The organism is Paraflavitalea sp. (assembly GCF_059502485.1).
In genome coordinates, this window is record NZ_JCACET010000010.1 from 1,354,346 (window position 1) to 1,374,911 (window position 20,566).

General features: G+C 45.5%; 18 protein-coding genes and 1 other RNA gene. 10 read left to right on the forward strand and 9 right to left on the reverse strand.

What is annotated here, in order from left to right; all coding sequences use genetic code 11:
• The first annotated feature begins 136 nt into the window (after positions 1 to 136).
• Together AC5JBY_RS22600 and AC5JBY_RS22605 are read left to right on the forward strand one after the other, a co-directional pair.
• Positions 137 to 2,203, forward strand: a complete 2,067-nt coding sequence (locus AC5JBY_RS22600; protein WP_495906930.1) for a hypothetical protein — start codon at positions 137 to 139, stop codon at positions 2,201 to 2,203.
• A 22-nt stretch (positions 2,204 to 2,225) separates the two neighbouring features.
• Positions 2,226 to 2,987: a hypothetical protein gene (locus AC5JBY_RS22605; protein WP_495906931.1), complete on the forward strand. Its 762-nt coding sequence runs from the start codon at positions 2,226 to 2,228 to the stop codon at positions 2,985 to 2,987.
• Here AC5JBY_RS22605 and AC5JBY_RS22610 read toward each other — a convergent pair.
• Positions 2,975 to 4,369, reverse strand: coding sequence for a sensor histidine kinase (locus AC5JBY_RS22610; RefSeq protein WP_495906932.1), 1,395 nt, complete (start codon positions 4,367 to 4,369; stop codon positions 2,975 to 2,977). The genes AC5JBY_RS22605 and AC5JBY_RS22610 overlap by 13 nt on opposite strands.
• Before the next feature lie 239 nt (positions 4,370 to 4,608).
• On the opposite strand from AC5JBY_RS22610, the gene AC5JBY_RS22615 reads away from it, so the two are divergent.
• The 3 genes from AC5JBY_RS22615 to AC5JBY_RS22625 all read left to right on the forward strand — a co-directional run bounded on the left by AC5JBY_RS22615 (position 4,609) and on the right by AC5JBY_RS22625 (position 6,503).
• Positions 4,609 to 5,031: a YqaE/Pmp3 family membrane protein gene (locus tag AC5JBY_RS22615; protein ID WP_495906933.1), complete on the forward strand. Its 423-nt coding sequence runs from the start codon at positions 4,609 to 4,611 to the stop codon at positions 5,029 to 5,031.
• A gap of 157 nt (positions 5,032 to 5,188) precedes the next feature.
• On the forward strand, positions 5,189 to 5,620 hold the full coding sequence (locus tag AC5JBY_RS22620; protein ID WP_495906934.1) for an META domain-containing protein: 432 nt from the start codon (positions 5,189 to 5,191) through the stop codon (positions 5,618 to 5,620).
• Positions 5,621 to 5,708: 88 nt separating this feature from the next.
• The gene (locus AC5JBY_RS22625; protein ID WP_495906935.1) at positions 5,709 to 6,503 is read left to right on the forward strand and encodes a DUF2452 domain-containing protein; all 795 of its coding nucleotides are present in this window, start codon (positions 5,709 to 5,711) and stop codon (positions 6,501 to 6,503) included.
• Positions 6,504 to 6,564: 61 nt separating this feature from the next.
• Here the strand turns inward: AC5JBY_RS22625 and AC5JBY_RS22630 are convergent, their stop codons facing one another.
• From AC5JBY_RS22630 to AC5JBY_RS22660, 7 genes are all read right to left on the reverse strand, one after another.
• Positions 6,565 to 7,074, reverse strand: coding sequence for a hypothetical protein (locus AC5JBY_RS22630; protein ID WP_495906936.1), 510 nt, complete (start codon positions 7,072 to 7,074; stop codon positions 6,565 to 6,567).
• Positions 7,075 to 7,091: 17 nt separating this feature from the next.
• On the reverse strand, positions 7,092 to 10,412 hold the full coding sequence (locus AC5JBY_RS22635; protein WP_495906937.1) for a beta strand repeat-containing protein: 3,321 nt from the start codon (positions 10,410 to 10,412) through the stop codon (positions 7,092 to 7,094).
• Between the two features lie 68 nt (positions 10,413 to 10,480).
• Positions 10,481 to 11,035: a T9SS type A sorting domain-containing protein gene (locus tag AC5JBY_RS22640; RefSeq protein WP_495906938.1), complete on the reverse strand. Its 555-nt coding sequence runs from the start codon at positions 11,033 to 11,035 to the stop codon at positions 10,481 to 10,483.
• A gap of 763 nt (positions 11,036 to 11,798) precedes the next feature.
• The gene (locus AC5JBY_RS22645; protein ID WP_495906939.1) at positions 11,799 to 12,722 is read right to left on the reverse strand and encodes a glycerophosphodiester phosphodiesterase family protein; all 924 of its coding nucleotides are present in this window, start codon (positions 12,720 to 12,722) and stop codon (positions 11,799 to 11,801) included.
• Between the two features lie 59 nt (positions 12,723 to 12,781).
• The gene (locus AC5JBY_RS22650) at positions 12,782 to 13,036 is read right to left on the reverse strand and encodes a hypothetical protein (protein ID WP_495906940.1); all 255 of its coding nucleotides are present in this window, start codon (positions 13,034 to 13,036) and stop codon (positions 12,782 to 12,784) included.
• 78 nt (positions 13,037 to 13,114) lie between these two features.
• Positions 13,115 to 15,241: a TonB-dependent receptor gene (locus tag AC5JBY_RS22655; protein ID WP_495906941.1), complete on the reverse strand. Its 2,127-nt coding sequence runs from the start codon at positions 15,239 to 15,241 to the stop codon at positions 13,115 to 13,117.
• A 136-nt stretch (positions 15,242 to 15,377) separates the two neighbouring features.
• Positions 15,378 to 15,854, reverse strand: coding sequence for a DUF4920 domain-containing protein (locus tag AC5JBY_RS22660; protein WP_495906942.1), 477 nt, complete (start codon positions 15,852 to 15,854; stop codon positions 15,378 to 15,380).
• A gap of 255 nt (positions 15,855 to 16,109) precedes the next feature.
• Between AC5JBY_RS22660 and AC5JBY_RS22665 the strand changes: the two genes are divergently transcribed.
• The 5 genes from AC5JBY_RS22665 (at position 16,110) to AC5JBY_RS22685 (ending at position 20,163) form a co-directional block, all read left to right on the forward strand.
• Complete coding sequence (locus tag AC5JBY_RS22665; protein ID WP_495906943.1) at positions 16,110 to 16,661, forward strand: YceD family protein; 552 nt, start codon at positions 16,110 to 16,112, stop codon at positions 16,659 to 16,661.
• 29 nt (positions 16,662 to 16,690) lie between these two features.
• Positions 16,691 to 16,882, forward strand: coding sequence for a 50S ribosomal protein L32 (gene rpmF / locus AC5JBY_RS22670; protein WP_495906944.1), 192 nt, complete (start codon positions 16,691 to 16,693; stop codon positions 16,880 to 16,882).
• Positions 16,883 to 16,911: 29 nt separating this feature from the next.
• Positions 16,912 to 17,853, forward strand: coding sequence for a phosphate acyltransferase PlsX (gene plsX, locus AC5JBY_RS22675; RefSeq protein ID WP_495906945.1), 942 nt, complete (start codon positions 16,912 to 16,914; stop codon positions 17,851 to 17,853).
• Positions 17,854 to 17,971: 118 nt separating this feature from the next.
• Positions 17,972 to 18,895 carry a CPBP family intramembrane glutamic endopeptidase gene (locus tag AC5JBY_RS22680; protein ID WP_495906946.1) on the forward strand — a complete coding sequence of 308 codons (924 nt, stop codon included), beginning with the start codon at positions 17,972 to 17,974 and terminating at the stop codon, positions 18,893 to 18,895.
• Between the two features lie 173 nt (positions 18,896 to 19,068).
• Entirely contained in the window at positions 19,069 to 20,163 is a 1,095-nt protein-coding gene (locus AC5JBY_RS22685; RefSeq protein ID WP_495906947.1) for a tetratricopeptide repeat protein, read from the forward strand.
• Between the two features lie 8 nt (positions 20,164 to 20,171).
• On the opposite strand, the gene rnpB is transcribed toward AC5JBY_RS22685, so the two are convergent.
• An RNA gene (gene rnpB / locus AC5JBY_RS22690) (RNase P RNA component class A) lies at positions 20,172 to 20,559 on the reverse strand.
• Positions 20,560 to 20,566: the final 7 nt, after the last annotated feature.

Here is a 20,566-nt window from a genome sequence, read left to right on the forward strand (position 1 = left end):
CTTTTTATTACAAAGGCTATGGCTGCCCGTTGATTACGGCGCCATAGCCTTTGTCGCTTTACAGGGCAATTTTAACACATACGGTTTGGGCTACCTGACAGATTCAGCTATCTTTCGGCCTCAAACGCCCTAATACATGACCAAAACCCTAAAACCGTTACTTACGATTGCTGCTGCAATTTGTTTTTGCCACAGTGCTTCATCACAAACAGACACCACCAACAACGAGCTCAACCTCGGAAGGGTGAAGTTCCAAAAAGACTTTACACAATCCATTACCATCAAAGGAGAACAGCTGGAAAGAATGCCCTTCACCAACCTGAGTGAAGCCATTAACGCCTGGACATACGGTTACTTCGTCGGTCAGGCCAATATCATATATGTAATAGATGGCGTTGTGATCAATGATGTAAATGCCTATAGTATTTATGACATTAAGGAAGTAACACTCATTCAAAATGCACTTACACAAGTAAATGGCGCCAGCCGCCAGCAACTACTCGCTGTAGTGACTACCCGCAATAGAGACACTGGTGCGCAAGGTATAACAGTAGCCGGACAAAGCTTTCAGACAAAGACCAATTGGCGGGGGCTGTATGAAACTCCTTATTCATCAGAAAAGAACTTTTTTCACCAATACCACCTCGCTGGCAGACTGAATAGAAAGAATATACAAATGGGCCTTTCCGCCAACTACCTGCGAGATGTGAGTCCACTGCTCAAAGTCACCAAGATCGATTCCCGTAAACCTATCAATTATGACCGTTTCCGGCTGAACGGCTGGCTCAATGCAAAGCTGGGCAATGCACACGACCTTTCTGTAAGCATAAATGTAACCCCACAGGTAGCAGACATTGATCGAACTTATACATGGAGCACCAATTGGCAAGATTATAAAACGCATAGCGATCAAACAGCCTTCAACCCTACCATCAGCCTCCGGTCAGGATTATCAAAAAAACTGACCAATGAATTTACGTCCAGTTATGCTGCTTATAAAAGAACAGGAGAAACAGATTTCAAGCAAGTCTCGCCTTTGCCTGGTGGCGTTACTGTTATTACCGAGCGAATGGACATGACCTATAAAACCAAACAGGTGCTGTTAATGGATCAAATCACCTATCATGGTACACTGAACAATCATTGGTCGCTTGATCCATCAGTGAATGTACAGTTCAGATACACAGAAAATGATTATGAAGCAACCGCAGCCCAAAACAACAATGGTTCTAATACTTCTCAAAGATTTATCTATAAACAGGATAGCAGAACTTTTTTAATAACACCTTCTATTAACCTGTATTATAAAAACAGTTTTAATGTACAAGGGGGCGTATTGGTCAACCGGTCAAATACCTATGGACGCAGTTCGACAAAAATACTACCCTTTGTAAGCACCAGTGTGGATGTATTGCGATTGGCGCAACCCGACAACCTGCACAGCCTGAAATTATTTGCGTCTTACGCACAAAGCTCGAATCAAAGCGACAATGCCACACGTATGGATGGACATGCAGACAATATCGTTTTCCCAAGTCTGTTTAGTGGTCCTGTCAGTAATCCTACACTACCTCCTAACCAACAACCTGATGGCAACTATTGGGTATGGCAGGCCGGCACCCGGCTGGGTCTTTTAAATGATAAGGTAACTTTCAACTATTCATTTGAACGCCGGAACTACACAACGGAAGTCTATTTTGCCACACCTTCTGGTGTTCACTTATTGTATCCTGATCTTACGGCCAATATGCACCATGTAAACCTTATGGTAAGTGTAGTTAATAAAGAGGCATTCAATTGGACTACCGGCATCAACGCCACCAGTATAAAAACTAAATCCAAAGAAAAGCTTAGTACTCCCTTTAGTCAGTTTCTTACAGGTGATTTCAACAGTGATAAAACTACCTGGACAGGCGGATGGGTAAACCGGATTTCCTGGAAAAGATTCTCCGCCGGCCTGGACTTTGTTTATTATTTCAACCCTGCCGATCCAGCCCGCCGAACGGGCACTTCATGGGAACGGACGAAAGTAGTAGCATTGCAAAATATATACATTGGATATCTGTTCAAACTGAAAGGAACCCAAGGGCTGGAAATATATGCTGATAGTCGGAACCCATACCAGAGCAAGGACCTTAGATTCGCCAACTCACTCACCGGTTCCCGCCAATATTATGGATTGGGCTTCAAAGCCAGGATGTAACTTTGAGATAATAAACCTTACCGTGAGAAAGTATTTTTCATTCAACGCGAAGTATTATAATTACTGGCCGGTCTATACAACCATCGGCAAGTACTATCCCATAGGCACGGATCACATTACCTGGCCCGGATTCAGACAGCAAAACCCAGGTACCATTGCCTTGAATGAACTGATCGTTCATGCTTTCGGGGACCAACAATTTGCAACGTGGCGCAACTTCCGGCAACAGATAGGGGAAACGTTACAAAAAGAGACTTTCGATTACAGCAGCATTCATTTCCCCGCTTATACTGCAGAAGTTATACTGAACACTTTCAAATATAAAACGGTCACACATGTACAAAAACTAATACTTTCAGTGAGCCTTGCCGGTCCTTTCTTTACACTCTATGGAGTTGATGAAACAGCTGTAGCCGTCTACAATGCAGAAGGGCCTGATGGCATGATCCGCACCATCAATACCATCGTCACTTCACCCAGTGGTGATTTTGCTACAGCTTTTAAAGCAACAGAAAAATTGGTACGTGAACAGTTCAATGGTTATAAGCTGCTGCCGTTATCCATCAGCGCACTGTACTTAAAAGGCCATTACAATTCCTTTACTGAAGAGAATGAGAATACAGTACATGCGTCCCTGTTTGGCAATCAATTGAACGACTATGGCACAGAAGCCAATTACAGTGGTGATGAATATTATGGATGGAGTGAATGGAGAACAGAAGAACCATTACCAGGAGGCTGGATAGCTTATCCTCTTCTCTCGCCGGAAGATCAGGCCACCTGATTTTCGTAGCGGGGCAATGTAAAAGAGAAGATACTGCCCTTACCCGGTTCGCTTTCTACGGAGATGTTTCCACCGTTCTTTTCGAGAAACTCTTTACAGAGCTTAAGGCCCAGGCCGGTACCTGTTTCATGGTTGGTACCTTTGGTCGTATAGTAGTTATCACCAAAAATGCGTTGCATATTCTCCCGGCTCATGCCGATGCCGGTATCCTGTACAAAGACTTCAACTTGTTTCGACTTTTCTGTGGCGCCTATATATACTGTTCCGTTCTTAGGCGTGAACTTGATCGCATTCGACAGCAGGTTGCGCAATACCAGGTTCACCATCTCACGATCGGCAAAACAATAGATCGGTTCATCCAGCTTACACTCAAGATATACCTGCTTATTCTCCGCCTGAAGCTGCAGTAGCTGCAACACATCGATCATCATCCTTTGCACATCCAGCACCTCGGGATTCACAGTGGCGTGCTTCATCTGCGATTTAGACCATTGCAGCAGGTTCTCCATCAGGCTGGTGGTATAGTTCATCTCGGTAGCAATACCGGGCACCATATCCAGGATCTCCTGTGAGGAGAGTTTATAACGCTGCATATTGTAAAACAGGTTACGCAATGCGTACATCGGCGTTTTAAGGTCATGCGCTATAACAGAAAAGAGCTTGTTCTTCACCTGGTTCAACTCTGTCAACTCTTTTGTCTGCTGTTCCAGCAGGCGCGCTTTTTCCGCAATCTCCTGCTTCTGCCGCCCTACTTCCTGGTTGCGCCGGTGCAGCTCTCTACTCTTGGCCATCAGGCTCAGCTGGTAATCTGCATTCTCTCTTTTGATCAGGACCAGGGTATAGAAGATAAAACCCAGGGCCGTAATATGATGAAATACATATAGCCAGTAGTTGACCGTAGCCAATCTGAAATAAAAATTGTGTGGTACCACTGTAGCAACAATATAGCAGGCAGCCGACCAGCAAAAGGCAAATACAATGCTCCTGAACTTCTGTAAAAAGAATACAGACATCACCCCATACAGGATAAAGAATAGTGACACACCCGCATCAACCTTGCCGAGATAAACCAGGCAGGTAACGATCGGATAAACACTAAAGTAGATCAGGCGGGCAGCTTCATAATACCGCTCGTAAGTAAGCCAAAGTATAATTATGCCTATTGCAAGGGGTGAACATACTACATACCAAACCAGCGGAGGTAAATGATCATTGCTGAAGATACCGGCCAGGGTTAAAATGAGACCAGCCAGCATGCTAAAGAGATTAAGCTGGTTGAACATACTCAACCTGCGCTTGTCGTACTCCTCCATCTCGGAAGTAACCCCTATAGATCTGATGAAGTTCCAATAATGCAGAAAGGCCTGGCCAAAAGGATGCAAGCCGGATGATTTCGCAGGATTGAATTTATAGAAACGTATCAGGGGGTGGTGGTTTGAGATATGAGGAAAGATAGTTATAAAACATTTCTCATGCAAGTATCTCTCGATAAGTTACCGGAAATCTAATGCTTTCAGGTCTGCCCCGGAAGCACTGACTCGCAACCTTGTAGACCAAATTCCCCTTTGAGAATCAAAAATATATGTTAATTTCACGCCATTGTATACCAAAATTAATCACTATGAAAAGACTTTTCCTTCGCCTGTTTGTATTGTTGATCATGGTAGGTACAGTAGCCCCTGTTAGCATGGCCGCCAGCACTACTGAGCCCGTTACAGCCTCTACACCTGCCAGCGAGCCCAACCCCGAAGATGTGAAAGCCGCGATGAAAGATTTCAAGAGCCTGCCCCGCAGCGAGAGAAGGCACCGCCTGAAAGAAGCCAAGAAGTTATTCAAAGATTACAAAGCCAATAAAAAGGCTGGCAAGAAAGAAGAGAGCGACCAGGTGTTGCTGGCAATCCTGGCCATCCTGCTGCCACCACTGGCCGTATACCTCAAGGAAGGAGAGATCAACAGCAAGTTCTGGATCAGCCTGATCCTGACCCTGATCTTCTGGATCCCAGGTGTTATTTATGCACTGCTCGTAGTATTCGACGCTGCTTAATAACTCCTCTTACAACTTATTAAGAGCTTCTGCCCTCGTTTGTGCAGAAGCTCTTTTTATTTGTGGCCTCCCCTATTGCAAAGAATTGTTAATCCCCTTTACCATAGTATGTATCTGCCACCCGAATGGCATCTATTCAGCAACAAAAACATACATTATGCAAAAGGTATTAATATTATTGGCAGCCGTTGGTATCCTGGCTGGCTGTGCACGCAAGACCATTCCCGTTAAAGAAGAAACAGCCAATAGCTCGCTCACCAATACAAGATGGAAACTAATAAGCCTCAGTAGCCTCCCTAATGGACTGCCCAGTTTATCAAAAGACGTATTCCTGCAACTCGATACTGGCCGCATCAAAGGCTTTGCCGGCTGCAACAGCTACTTCGGAGGATATACTATGCAAGCAGCTGCCATTACTTTTACTGGCGTTGGCAGCACCAAAATGTTTTGCCAGGAAGGCATGGAGACGGAGAATAAATTATTCCAGGCACTTAATACTACTACGCATTATCGTATCACAGGCACAAAACTGGAGTTACTGAAAGGACAGGACTTACTGGCCACGTTTGAAGCCCTGTACCTCCAATAACTAATCCTAACAATCCACTGATCATGTTTACCTGGCTATTGACTCGATAAGCCTGTCTGGTTTTATCAAGGTTTTATACTTTTGCGTCATGGTACAAGCATATAACTTCCTTGCCAGTTGGCAGCTGTTTCCCGAGAAAGGCGTATACGAGCTTGGAGACCGCCCATTATCAGGCATCTATAAAGTGGAATCCGTAGAGAACGATCGTGTACTATCAGTAAGCATGAACTGGGTAACCCTGGAGAATCAGGCTTTCGAATCCAAATACCTGTTGGTGCCCGATGGGCAGATACACAGCTTTGAGAATCCTGAGATAGCAGATACCAGTAAAGCAGTATTCATCGATGGCATTACATTCGAAACCGAATTCTATAAGGACAACCAGCCTATCCTGCAGGTGGTGAATGAGATCATGCCGAATGGGTACCTTAAGATCACCCAGAAAGGATTTACACCTGCCCAGCGCGAATACACCAATATTGAGTACTATCACAAGCAGATGAGCGTATTGCCCTATTCTGCTTCTGTATCAGGCGCCCTGATCAAGCCTAATGAAGAAGGTGTGATACGCCACAAAGCGCTTACTGCGATGGAAGAACAAACCAATATGCAGTTGGTGCAGATACGCAAGCAAATTGAACTGCTGGCACTGCAGGCGCAGGAGATACAAAAGCGCAAAGAGCTGTCGATGCTGATCTATAACTCCAAGCTCAACTTTGCACCCGTGATCGGGCAAACCTATTACGTATATGAGAAAAGCGATGGCAGCCACCTGCTGTCGCTGGTAAGCCCCCGTGAATGGGGCGGCGGTGCAGGTCCTTACAAGCGTTTTGTTGCTGCCGTAAAATTATTAGCCGATCATACCTGGATGGAAATGGTATAAAAAAGTTGCGGAGCCACATAGGACTCCGCAACACGCTATAGCTGATTTTCCAGAACTTTTATCAGTCTTTCTTTTCTGTCGTTGCTTTTTTCACTGCTCCCGGCTCAATCGTTTTTCCCTGTATAGCAGGTGCGCTCTTATGCTCCAGCGATTCTTTAACGCCACCCTGTGCAGGAGCTACAGGAGTATTGGCAGCAGGCGTAGTCTTTTGCTCTGCTTTCTGATCGCTGGGTAATGCTCCCCCGGCAGCCTGCGTTCTTACTGTTTTGCGGGCTGCATTTGGCGTAAACCCACTACCACCTTCAAAACGCATTCCCTTGATGGTTCCCTTTTTCAGTTGCATGCCACTGCTTTCGTCGTGGTTCTCCTGTTGTTCTGCAACCGTAGCCCTTCTTTGCATCTTTGGCTTCTCAGGAGCATATTGCATGCCCGGTACGCGGTTGTTGAGAAACTGCTTTCCAAGGCTTTCGCCGGTATTTCTCTTCTCGTCGTCCTGAGCATTGGCAATGAAGGCATGCGCCAGCAATACCATCACGCCTATCATTACTTTATATTGATGTTTGAATGTCATAAGTGTTGTTTTAGTATTTATTTAATGCTTACCAGTACATTGATCTTACCAACTCCCTGTCCATTGAAATCCTGCAGAGCTTTACCAATCACCTGACCCACCTTTACTTTATCAGGATCAGCTTTCATAGCTACACCAGTTGTAGAAGATGTAACTATAAGGTCGCCACGTTTGATAGCTCCACCTTCCATACATACTTTAGTAGGAATGACTCCGATAACTCCCATAGGTACCTGATGATCGAGGTTATCATCGATATGTGCTTCAGAAAGCAGTACACCCGGGCGTGTAGCATATACACCGGCTACCAATGTAGAATATGCACCAGTAGATTTTTCTACTGTTCTGTCGGCATCCTGAGCAATCACCAGTACATCTCCGGGCTCATAGGCCTTTGAAGTACCTGTTACATTAAAGAACTCGGCCACGTCAGCGCCACCAACCTGTGTACCGCCATTGAAGAAACCTCTTCCCGCAGCGTTGATCCTTGCTACGTTTACAGTTCCGGGGTTACCACTTTTAAAGAGAGCAATAGATCCATTGCTATGTTGTTCTACTGTAAGTACTGCATTGGTATTACCTGTATTAAAATTTACGAACCGGCTGGCCCTTCCATTACCGAAGTTGGGTACCCAACCAAAAACAGCTGTACCTGTACCGTCAGCAGTTGCTTCTATACCGTCGCCGCCATTAGAGGCATTCGCAGTAATACCATTACCGTTACCGTCAGCAATAGCCACTATAGCAGGGCCATTACCAGCCGGATTGGAGGCATGGAACAGGCCTGCAAAACCACCCGTACCGGAAGAAATACCATAAATACCCGCCGTACCAAAGTTGGCGAACATAGAGTTCACTTCTCCTTTTACTGCCGGAGAGGTACCTGTAGTACGGTCTACCGTGAAATTACCAGCCGTACCATTACCTACAGTTTTTACCGTTATTACATCGTTGTCATTATCTTCATTATATATCTGAAAACGGCCGGCTCTACCAGTAGCGAAAGAAGGTACCCATGCATACAGAGCGTTACCAGCGCCATCAATATTGGTTTCTATACCATTACCGTCTTTGCTGGCATTAGCTGTAATGGCGTTGCCATTACCATCGTTGATAGACACCAATGAAGCACCATTACCTGAAGTGTTGGAAGCATGAAACAAACCGGCAAAGCCGCCGGTGCCAGAGGATATACCGAAGATACCTGCTGCGCCAAAGTTGCCGAAGATGGTTTTCACTTCTGCCCGAACAGCAGCACCTACGCTATTAGTATTATCAACCAGGAATGAAGAAGCATTACCCTGTGTATTATCGGGAATATTACCGTTGCCATTGGTCTCCACTTCCAGGGTGTTACCCATCGTGTTGGTAGCATTGAAGTTTTCAAAACGACCAGCACGTCCGGTACTGTTATTCAGACCTATTTGTCCAAGTACACCTACCGCAGTACCTGAGGTGTTGGTGGCAACAAACCCACGCACCCCATAACCACCACCATCATTACGGCCTACCACAGCACCTGCAATATTACTGGTAGTACGTCCTACTACCGCTTCACCGGCACCGCTGTTATCTCCTATGATACCGGCAGAACTTTGCGAACTGGTTATACCATGCACACCAAAACCACTGCCTGTAGAGCTAAATACACCCGTTCCGTTACCAGTGGTAGAGACATTGATCACAGTACCATTACCAACAGAATTGGCATTGAGTACATTGTTATTGTTGGCGTTGTTGAAAATGGATAGGCTGGCAGGTATACCATTATTGGAAGTAGCAGTTAAACCTGTACCAGTATTACTATTGGCATATACACCCGTACCATTGGCAGATGAATTTCCATATACACCCAGTCCATTAGGCGTAACACCGTAAACACCCCATCCGGAACCAGCCTGTGAGCCCCATACACCAATACCCAATCCACCTGTTCCGTTGTTGATACCACGTACGGCGGAAGAGAAACCTCCAGGTGAAGTTGAGCTAATGATACCACGTACAGCAGCAATACTTGAAGTGGTAGTATTATTGACACCTTCTATAGAAGTTCCATCACCATCGTTGGTAAGGGAAAACAAGGTGCCTGCATTATTCTCGAGTGTTACATAGGGAAGTGTAAAACCACCACCACCAATGGCACCTGGTGCCCAGTTAATACCATCGAATTTCAATACTTGTCCGGCCACCGGCGCCAGTGCTGAAACACCTACGCCCATAATCTTTGCCACAGCGGGATTGGGATAGGTGCCACTCAGGTCACCACCCGCAGGACCGCTGGGAGGAAACATCACACCAGGATCGATCTTGGCCTGTGTCACTGCACCATCAGCCAGCTTAGCTGTAGTGATGTTGGCGTCTACCACCTTTGCAGTAGTTACACTATTGTCAGCCAACTTAGCAGTGGTAACAGCAGCATCCATTACTTTGGCAGTAGCAACACTTCCATCCGCAAGCTTTGCAGTTGTGATATTAGCATCAACCACTTTCGCAGTAGTGACACTATTATCAGCCAGTTTAGCAGTAGTAACAGCAGCATCCATTACTTTGGCAGTAGTTACACTGCCATCAGCCAATTTAGCTGTTATGATGTTAGCATCAGCTACCTTGGCAGTAGTAACGCTGCCGTCAACCAACTTAGCCGTGGAAACACTACCATCAGCCAGTTTTGCTGTAGTGATATTGGCGTCCACTACTTTGGCAGTAGTTACACTACCATCTGCGAGCTTTGCAGTGGTGATATTAGCGTCTACCACCTTAGCAGTGGTAACGCTGCCATCCGCCAGCTTAGCCGTTGTGATAGCTGCATTAGCCACCTTATCAGTAGTTACCGCGCCGTTATTTATTTTGGCAGTAGTCACTGCATTGGCTGCAATGGTTGGATTGGGATAAGTACCTGTAAGATCACCACCTGCAGGACCTACGGGATTACCGCCGCCGGAATAGATGGCATAAGGAACAGACAACAGTTGATTGGTACCTATGGATACAAACGAATTACCGTTATTGGGGTCTACTTCCACCTGCATGTATTTGGCGCCTGTACCCCAATTGATCCCGCCTATAGTGCCGGTTATATTAGTAGCACCGCCGCTTCCTACCTGCACATTGAACAGGCCCACGGGGTTAGTAGTTACAGTTCTTGTTTCAGTATATACAATAGGACCGGCAGCAGAGCCATCCCGGATGCTCAACCGCAACTTAATATCTTTATTAGGCAAGACGTTACCTACAGAGTTACGGGCAACACCCTGGTAGTTCAGGAGGTTTGGCGCCTGCCCGATCGTGATCATGGACACCAGTTGCAATACAAAGAGTATGCATAGAAATCGCTTCATAATTTGTTTGTTTTATGGTTTTAGAGAGACGCTAATCATTAGAAAAAACAGTAGTTATAAGATTGCCGTTATTTACCAATCTTCACCACACGGAAGCCACTGTAGCGTGTGGTTGCATTACCATCATTTCGTTTTGGAGATAATTTGGCTATTACATAATAAGTGCCTGTCGGGTAAGGCGTGAGGTTGAAGAATTCGATGCGGCAGCAACCGTCATACTGATACTCCCTTCTTTCAAGTATTTTACCCCAGCTATCTGTCAGCTGCAACTCCATGCGTCCGCTTTCGCGTACAAAGAAGTCCAGCTCAAATCTGCCAGCGGTGGGATTGGGAAAGAGCCGGTATTCGCCGGAAGCAAATAGCGTTGAAGCGTTTGACTTGGTTACAAACTCTGTGCAAGGTTGTAACACGCCATGCGTCAGCAGGATAACGCTGTCGGCCGGAGCCATGGCATTGATCAGGGTGAGCTCCCCGATGCTCCATTCAAAGTGGAAATAAGAATTGGGATCATTGAAAGATCCTCCTCCTGCGTTCAATACAAAAGGCTTTGCACTCTGCGCTGTTGCCTGCCAGGTAGCACCCGCCAATAGCAACACGCACCATGCTTTGTAAAATTTACCCATAAGCAGGTTGATGTGTTTTAAAGGTTAAACAATACAGAATATATGTCCGCCCGCTGCCCAATGGCAGCGATTATTACGCTGTATGGAAAAGGAACAGGCACAGTAAGGTCATGTTGCACTATGTATCATGCAACGCAGGGGAATACATTCAATGCGATCATAGATCGCTCACAGGCATGTGAACAAGCTGGAAATCATCCGGAAATGTCAATACACAACAGGCTAAGGAAGTCTTGATCTCTGTAAATGCCCTTGCTTACGGGCAATGGGTGATAACCTGGATGGTTACGCTACGGTTGGAGTCTCTGGGTGGGTATCATCTAAACTGACGTAAAAATAGAGAGTTTTTTAAATATAAAAAATTCCCTGTTTGTGGTATTTATGTGTAAAAGAACAGAAGTCCTCCAACAATGAAGGACTTCTGCGAATAATTAGTGCCTTTAAAGGAACCGGTTTAGCTTTTTCTTCATAGGTAAATGGAACCGTTCAAAGGACTTAGTATCGGTCTAATGTCTCCCTGCGTTTACTCAGGTTGTCTTCTACAACTCTTCAATAAACTCAGGGTGACAGCTATTTCGAAAAAAAGGGTGGAGCGTGATGATGTTCAATTCAGGTCCACATATCCGTTAAATTCAACGCTGGAAAGCATTCCGGAGGCCCCACCTGATTTCTTGCATGCAAATGTGGCCCGGAGCAGGCATAAAATAGTTACGGTTTCGGTAAAAGGTGTTTACGGAAGCGGGAAATGATGGAAGTATTTGATTTACAACTGGCTGAAGTAGTTAGGGTAATCAGTAATGATACCATCTACACCCAATTTAACGAGGGCCTTCATTTCTTCAACGGTATTGACAGTCCAGGGCACCAGCTTCATTTTATGTTGCTTGCAGGCGTTCACCACTTCTGGAGTTACCAGTTTGTAGTGCGGGCTATAAATCTCAGGAGTAAAACCCAGCTGGGCCAGGTTCTGGTCCACTGACGCTGTCTTGGAGTCCGTCAGGAAGCCGATTATAACGCCTGGGTATTTTTGGTGCACCACCTGCAGAGGGCGCATATCGAATGACTGAATATAGAAACGCTTACCAATGTTTTTGCTGTTCACCACATCCATCACTGACTTGATCATTTCCTCGGGGCCTGCATTGTAATCGAGGCTGTCGAATTTGAGGCTTGTTTTTACTTCGATGTTATAGATAACCGGTGTGAATTTATGGGCAGTGGTGAATGCTTCTACAGAATCGATCAGTTCGCCCAACAGTGGCATGTATGTTTTTATCTTCTGCTGTTGTGGCCAGCCGTTATATGGTTTGGAGCCTACATCGAACTTACGGATGTCCGCATAGTTCATCTGCCGCCATACATACTTCTTAGCATCCTCTTTCGCTATCTCACTTCCATCTTCATAGAATGAATGGTTCACATTCACCATCGGATCATGTGCTATCAATACCTGCTTGTCTTTGGTAATGTAGATATCCACCTCGATGATATTGGCGCCTGCTTCAATGGCCTTTGTCATTGCAGGAATGGTATTTTCCGGCATCAATCCTCTTGTGCCACGATGGCCTTCTTTGTAAAATGCGGGAAACTGATTGATGGCAGCCGTTTTTTGAGTTGTTTTACAGGAAAACAGGACAAACATTGCAATAACCGAAGTTACAGACAGCAGTGTCAGCGTATATTTCATGGGGATCGATAGTTGAGCCGTAAATATACAATGTGCAGTCTGATCAGCAGGTTAAATAACTATTTATTTCCCCGGTAATCGAATGGCTTATATTCGTCACTATCTTCTTTGGTATTGTTTTCTTTCGGCTTACCTCCATCTATAACAGTGCGGTGTTCTTCGGGTTTATGTGGCCGTGGCATTTTGATCTCTTCGGGATCGGGCAATACAGCTCCTTTAGCAGCCACGTTGGCGGCATCATCTGTGGTACCGGCATCGATTGCCGGTTTGTTATCCGCACTGATCTTGAGTTTGTCTTTTTCCTTATTCACCATGGTCAACCTCTTTTTAGTGTGTTGGGTTTCGTTAAGCACCGGGTTTCCCATATAGCAGCACACTAAATTTACTGATTTTTACCATTTCACCCGCAGGGTAAAGCCCCAGGTTTCAGGATTTCCGAGGTGAACGGCACCGAAATCATAAGCATAACTGATGTACTTCCTGTTGCCCCAGTTGCGGCCCCAGAAAAGCAGGTCTACGTACTTGGTTAGAATGCCTGCACGGGTATTGATCAGGTTGTAAGGTGATTGACGGATGTTATTGGATAGGTCAAAGTATTGCTCGCCAATGTACTGCCATTCGCCACGTGCCATCAGTTGAATATTTTGCCAACCGATAACAGGGAACTGGTATTGAACGGCCAGCATAGAGGTCATGTCTGGAGTAAAGAGTTGTTTCTTGCCAGAAAGATCTACCTCTGCCCCACCCTGTGGCACTTTCAGGGTTTTGTACTCAGCATCAGTAAAGCCCGCCTGGTAGTTTATTTCCAGTCCTCTTACGGGTAATGCAGCCAGTTCTATTTCTGCTCCCTTGCTGTTGAGCTTTCCACTGTTTTTAGTAATAGTGATGGCATCGGGCAGCACCAGCGTAGGCACCTGTGCATCAGTGATCGTGGCATAGAATAAGGCGACATTTACACGCAGCTTATTGCTAAAGAAAGTGTTCTTGCTACCTACTTCGATATTGTTGCTGTATTCAGGCTTATAAGCATACAAAGGCGGTGTTGATGGATCAGCAGCAAGTTGCGTTAAACCACCGGCACGGTAACCGCGGCTATAGGTAACGTACAGGTCGTTGTTGGCAGCGGCGTGGTACAGCAAACCAACTTTGGGAGAAAAGGCACTGAAGTTTGCTCTCGCTGAAGTATCAGGTTGAAAGTCGAAAATAGGAGCCGGCTGGTCGTCGGGCTTGTATTCTCCCAACACCTGTTGTTTCTTACGCTCATAATCATAGCGCAGGCCGGCTATCACTTCCCACTGTCTGTTGAGCGCGTAGTTAGCTTCGCCATAAATGGCAATGCCAAAACCTTTGCCTTTAGAAGTATTGATGAGTGCATAATTCTTTTCGGGAGTGCCGGTCACCCATGGAGCATCTTCTCCGAAATGCGTGGCCTGTTTTACCGGGTTGTCCAGTACAAACAAGTAAGTACCTGCTGTCCATTTGAGTGGTGAGGCGGCCGCAGTGGGTGATGTGAACCTGAACTCCTGGGTGAATACTTTTACTTTATTAAAATCTTTTCCGTAGTCGTTGATAATGGTTATTCCATCAATAGGAGAAAAGTCACCATCGATGGGGCTGTTGTAATACCGGTGATTGGACTGCCAGGCTGTTTGTGAACTGAAATTAAATGTGTGGCCGGTATGATTGATGGATAATGACGTGTTGAATGTATTATCGATCATCTTCGTTACAGCATTCTGGTTCAGCTGAAATGGTTGTTCCAATGCTTCTTCCACGCCGTTCACGAGGGGGAAGGTACCGTTGTTGCGGTTGGCAAGGTGCTTCAGATTGAAAGTAACAGACCAACGTGGGTTAGCGATATACTTCAGGTAGTAGTTGCCGGAAACATTGTGCTGGCGATCAAAATCTTTGTCGTTGAACACGTTGGTATAAAATCCATCACGCTTATCGTACATACCGGATACACCCAGGTAGAGTTTATTTTTGATCAGGGGAGTGCGGATGCCGGCAGCATAACGTTGTTGTCCGTAATTGCCGATGTTGGCTTCTGCAAAGCCTGTGATGTTATTACCCGGTTGTTTGGTGATGATGTTGATGACACCACCCATAGCATTACGTCCGTACAAGGTGCCCTGCGGGCCGCGCAATACTTCGATGCGTTCGATATCGGATAGCTGAGAAATGTAAGTGTCCAGTCCAAATTGGTTCACACCGTCGATATAGGTAGCTACTGCCGGGTCGTAGGAAGTAGTGGTAATGCCACGAATGGAAGTTACATTCCTGTTATCGCCGGGATCGGCTGAATAGAGATTGGGAACGATGGCTGTGATCTCGCGTGTATTCCACAAACGATAATCTATCACTTGTCTTGAGGTGATCGCTGTTACACTCACAGGGATCTTTTGCAGCTTTTCTTCTTTCTTCTGTGCTGTTACCACAATGGTTTCGAGGCTATCGATCGTTTGCGCCATAGCGCCTGAACAGAGTAAGGTACCGACTACAGTGTAAAATATTTTCATATGCATCGCTGATAATAATTGTCAATATTACGGATAAATTACCCAAATGCCCCAATCCGGCTTCCTACAATACTACTCTATAAAATGAAAAAGCAGGCTATTGTTAATAGCCTGCCTTCTTATTGTAACAATTCATTTATTTCAACACCAGTATTCCATTAGCAAGGAGACGGATCTCCTTCTTGGGTTCGGTGATGGCGTCTATTTCAGCTTGTGGCTTTTTAGCGTCTTCAGCGTAGTGCTTTAATTCATTTACTGAAGTGGTATGGAGTTTGGCTTCTGTATCCAATACTACTGTTTTGCCAATTACGTCCATGGGAACGAAGAAACCGTAATCTTTCATTTTCACGAAAGCGGTCGTGTTTTCATCAATCTGCACTTTCATCCAGCAGCCTTTTTTGGGGCAAACGTCCAATACCTTGGCAATCACCTTGGTTTGGCCGATGCTGTCTTTCTTAGCAAGGGCAGCGGGCAGTTTGGCAATGTCCATTGCACCTTTAGATGTAGTGGGGGCTCCGTATACGTCGCCGGGGTTGGCAGGTCCTTTGGGAGGTTGGGCCTGGGCCAGTGATAAGGTTGTGGCGGCTACCACCAGTAATAAAAGCTTTTTCATCTGTTCTTTTTTTAATTTACTTTGACTGACGGAACCGGCATTTCGTTGTCCTGTTCCTTCTTAATGTTACTACAAAGGTGCGGAAAACGCACCAGATTGTGTATCGAAAACGGGAAATTGATTCCTGTGGGCCTGATTTACAGGCCAATACGAACCTACTAACAAATGTGGGAATATTTTACGCCTTTTTTGTTCTTAGGGCTTAATCTTTAGTGGATTATCCCTACCTTTGCAAACTCTTTAAAAGGGATGCTCATGAGTAGCCGCAGGAATTTTGATATCGCATTCGTAGGGTTAAAGCCGGGGATTCATGAGTTTGAGTACAATATCGACGATAAGTTCTTTGTAGATCATCCACAGCAGGACTTCCGCAACTGCAAGGCCCAGGTAAAGCTAACGCTGGACAAGAAGGCTGGTTTTATGTTGCTGAAGTTTGAAATAGGCGGACAACTGGAAGTGACGTGTGACCGCTGTGGAAATAACCTGCCGCTTCAACTCTGGGAAGATTTCAACATCGTAGTAAAGATGGTGGAAGACCCCGAAGTAATGAACGATCAGGAAGAAGATCCGGATGTATATTATATATCCAGGGGTGAAAGCCACTTACGTGTGTCTGATTGGATATTCGAATTCATCAACCTGAGTATCCCCATGCAGCGGATGTGCAGTGAAGATGAAATGGGAGGCCCGCACTGCAATAAAGAAGTGCTGGCAGTGCTGAAGAAAATGGACGATCAGCACAACGAAGCTCCCAAAAATCCTTTATGGAAAGGATTGGAAAAGTTCAAAGATTTAGGAGACAATTGATTTTTTAGTAGTTTATAAATTTTGAGGTCATGCCAAATCCCAAACGCAGACATTCCCAACAAAGGGGTGCGAAGAGAAGAACTCACTACAAAGCTGAGAAGGTTACATTGAGCAAGGACAGCACTACCGGCGAGATCCACGTGCGTCACCGCGCTCACACAAGCGAGGGTAAATTGTATTATAAAGGTAAAGTGGTAGTAGAAAATTCTCCCATTAAGTAATCCTTTTTAGTACAAATCTTACCTGCCGGATGATAATTGGTTTAGATATGATGGGTGGAGATTTTGCACCGCTGGAAGCGGTGAAAGGTATCCAGCTATATTTGTCGGAAACTGATAGTCCGGCAATATTGTTTTTAACCGGTGATGAAGCACAGTTGAATCCTTTGCTGCAGGAATATAATATTCCTGCAGACCGGGTGAAAGTAGTGCATGCGCCACAGGTTATTGACATGCACGAACATCCTACCAAAGCGCTGAAAGAAAAGCAGCAATCTTCTATTGCCATCGGGTTCCACCTGCTGGCATCGGGCAAAACGGAAGCGTTTATCAGCGCCGGTAATACCGGGGCCATGCTGGTAGGCGCCATGTACAGCATCAAAGCCATAGAAGGTGTTCAGCGCCCCACCATTTCTACCATCATTCCCAAAGAGAACGGTAAAACAGGTTTATTGCTCGACGTTGGTTTAAATGCCGACTGCAAGCCCGAACACCTGAACCAGTTTGCCATCCTGGGCTCCCTGTATGCTCAGCACATCCTGGGTATCTCCAATCCCCGGGTAGCACTGCTGAATATCGGTGAAGAAGAAGGTAAGGGCAATATCCTGGCTCAGAATACCTATCCCCTGCTGAAAGCCAACACCCAGATCAATTTTACCGGCAATATCGAAGGCCGGGACGTACTGGAAGATAAAGCCGACGTGATGGTGTGTGAAGGCTTTACCGGTAATGTGATCCTGAAGATGGCTGAATCGATCTACGACATTACCCACCGTAAAGACATCAAGCACGAATATTTCGATCTGTTCAATTTTGAGCTTTATGGCGGCACGCCTGTACTGGGTGTGGCCAAGCCAGTGATCATTGGTCATGGCATATCGCATGCAAAAGCGTTTTCCAACATGATCAAGGTAGCGCAGAAGATGATCGAATCTGACCTGATGAGCAAGATGAAGGATAGCTTTACTTCATAAAGGATAGCTTTACTTCATAATTACGGATTCAGCATCCCCTATTTCCAATTCTACGATTGCCGGCGAATTACTGGCTTATTCTTTGTTGTTTGTTTTCCTCCTCACCTGACGTTTTGCAATGAAACTTATCCTCGGGTATTTACGGGAATACATTCGTGGGCTCAATACGAAAGTGCTGGCATCGGTAAGCTTACTGATGGCTGTGCTCATTTACATCAATTACTCTACCGGTATTGAACGGCACCTGATGGCGATGGATACTTTCGCCCGGCTGGCTGGCTTCTTTTGCTTCTTCCTGTTTGTATATGGCAGTGCCTGGCTGCTGCAGTTCCTGCTCGTGAGCAATGTAAGTTATCCTCCCCGATTTTTTTATGTGCTGCTGATTGCGTGTCCTTTGATCTTCGCTATTAAGGTTTCAGCGGATGATATTGCCCGCTGGCTCACAGCTGGCCTGGAGGAGCCCTGGGACAGGTATGGGTATTTGACTCTTAACTGGCCGCTGAAGTGTTTGCTTGCCTGGCTATTGGTGCTGCTGGTATGGCGGGTAGGCAAGTATGAAGGGCCTGTGGCGGGGATGCAGCGGCGGGGGTTTGATGTGAAGCCTTACTTCCTGTTGTTGCTGTTTATGGTGCCACTCCTGGTGTTTGCGGCCACACAGGCGGATTTTCAGCATACGTATCCCAAAGTACAGCGGGTTGCTTTTATCGATGATTATGTCACTCCTTCCTGGCCCTGGAAGCTGCTGTATGAGCTTGCTTATGGCATCGACTTTCTCACCATCGAATTCTTCTTCCGTGGCTTCATGATACTGGCCTTTGTTCGGTATGCAGGCAAAGATGCCATCTTACCCATGGCCGCATTTTACTGCGCTATTCACTTTGGTAAGCCGCTGTTTGAATGTATCACTTCTTATTTTGGAGGTATGATCCTGGGGGTAGTGGTGTACCATACCCGAAGCATTTGGGGCGGCCTGATCGTGCACCTGGGCATTGCCTGGTTGATGGAAGTAGCAGGATGGGCAGGTAAAGCGATAGCTGACTGAACCACTTCATACTACTAAAGTGGTATTTCTATTGCAAGCATCTTTTCTTAATTTTAATTACTATCCTCCCTATAATCAATCTTCATTACACGTATCCCGGATAACTATCATCGTGCTTTTTTTCCGTACAACGCAAATTAGTTGCTCATTTCCTTAACGGTAATCAAGATGTTATGAAGTGGTACCTACTTATCTTTTGCATGTATATCCTGATCCCGGCAAAAGCAACAGACCCTCCAGCTGTCAAATTCATAATTGGTTATAAGGTCAGACAATCATCTCCTGCAATCGATAGGATCATCCAGAATATTGGTATTCTTGTACAACAGGAGAACAACCTGTTCATTTCTGGCATTGACAGTATCAGTATTAAACCTGATGAAATTCTGGCAATCATCTCTCCAACACGTTCTGTTTCGATAGATTATTTCATCAGCGATATTTATCCTGCTACCAACAAATCTTTTATCATTAGTCTTTTTCAACGCACCAAACCTGATCCTTACTTAATTGAAGTACCAGCCGACGACTTCAATGCTTTGTACAAAAAATTCTCTGAAATATTCACGCTTCATTTGCAGCAGATCAACCCCGATGAGATACAACATTTTTTATCTGCAGAGGATATGGTATCGGAAGCCGATATACATTATTTACAGGGTTTGCGATTCTTAAAAATGCACGATTACCCCGAGGCTCATTTGTATTTCGACAGTGCAATAGCCAGTGATGCGCAACATCACCGGGCTTATTTTGCCAAAGCACTATGTTATAAATACCAAAACAATGATGCACTCTATAAGACTTTTTTGGAAGATGCTATCAGGAAAAGCCCGAGAAATGGTAGTTATCTGATTGAAATGGGTAATTATTATCTGCATCACGGGGAGGTGAACCGGGCTATTGCATACTACAGACAATTTGAAAACAATCCACGTTATTATGATCTTGCCAACTGGAACCTGTACGTTGCTTATTCACGGCTTGGCCAATCCACTACTGCCGTCAATCATTTAAAAACCATATCGCCCGATTCCAGGTTCTTCATCAATGCTCAAACAATCATTGGCAAACGTGATATTTTTGTGAAGGTGTTGAAAATCGCCTTTTTTATACTGCTACCCGCTGCAGCTATCTTTTTTTCCATTCTGGCGATCAGGAACATTTATAAAAGGAAGGAAAGTCTTGCCGATCAAAAAGTGCAGGTTTCTATTTCTGTCGTCTCTTTACTGGCCGTTATCCTTCAATTGATCTTCAAGTTTTTTTGAGAAGGTATAATAACTACAAACCTGTAAGCCGGATTCTGTTTACCCGTCGTTAAACGGATACGGTTATCATTTATCTGGGCCTGGCATTACTGACAGGCTCTTGCTGCCTACCCACCCAACGGTCATCTTGCGATGATCGGACGAGCCGCCCTCGGCCGTTGGTATACATGGCATTTCAGCATGTAAGGTTTACCCCTGCCATACATTACTGTACAACACCGTAGGCTCTTACCCTACGTTTTCACCTTTACCGCACCGAAGTGAGGCAGTTATTTTCTGTGGCACTATCTGTCTCCAGTAAACCGGAGCCCGGCTCTTCACCGGTACATTGCCCTATGCTGTCCGGACTTTCCTCCTCCCGACCAAAGGTCGGGAAGCGATAACCCGGTTTGTAGTTGGTACA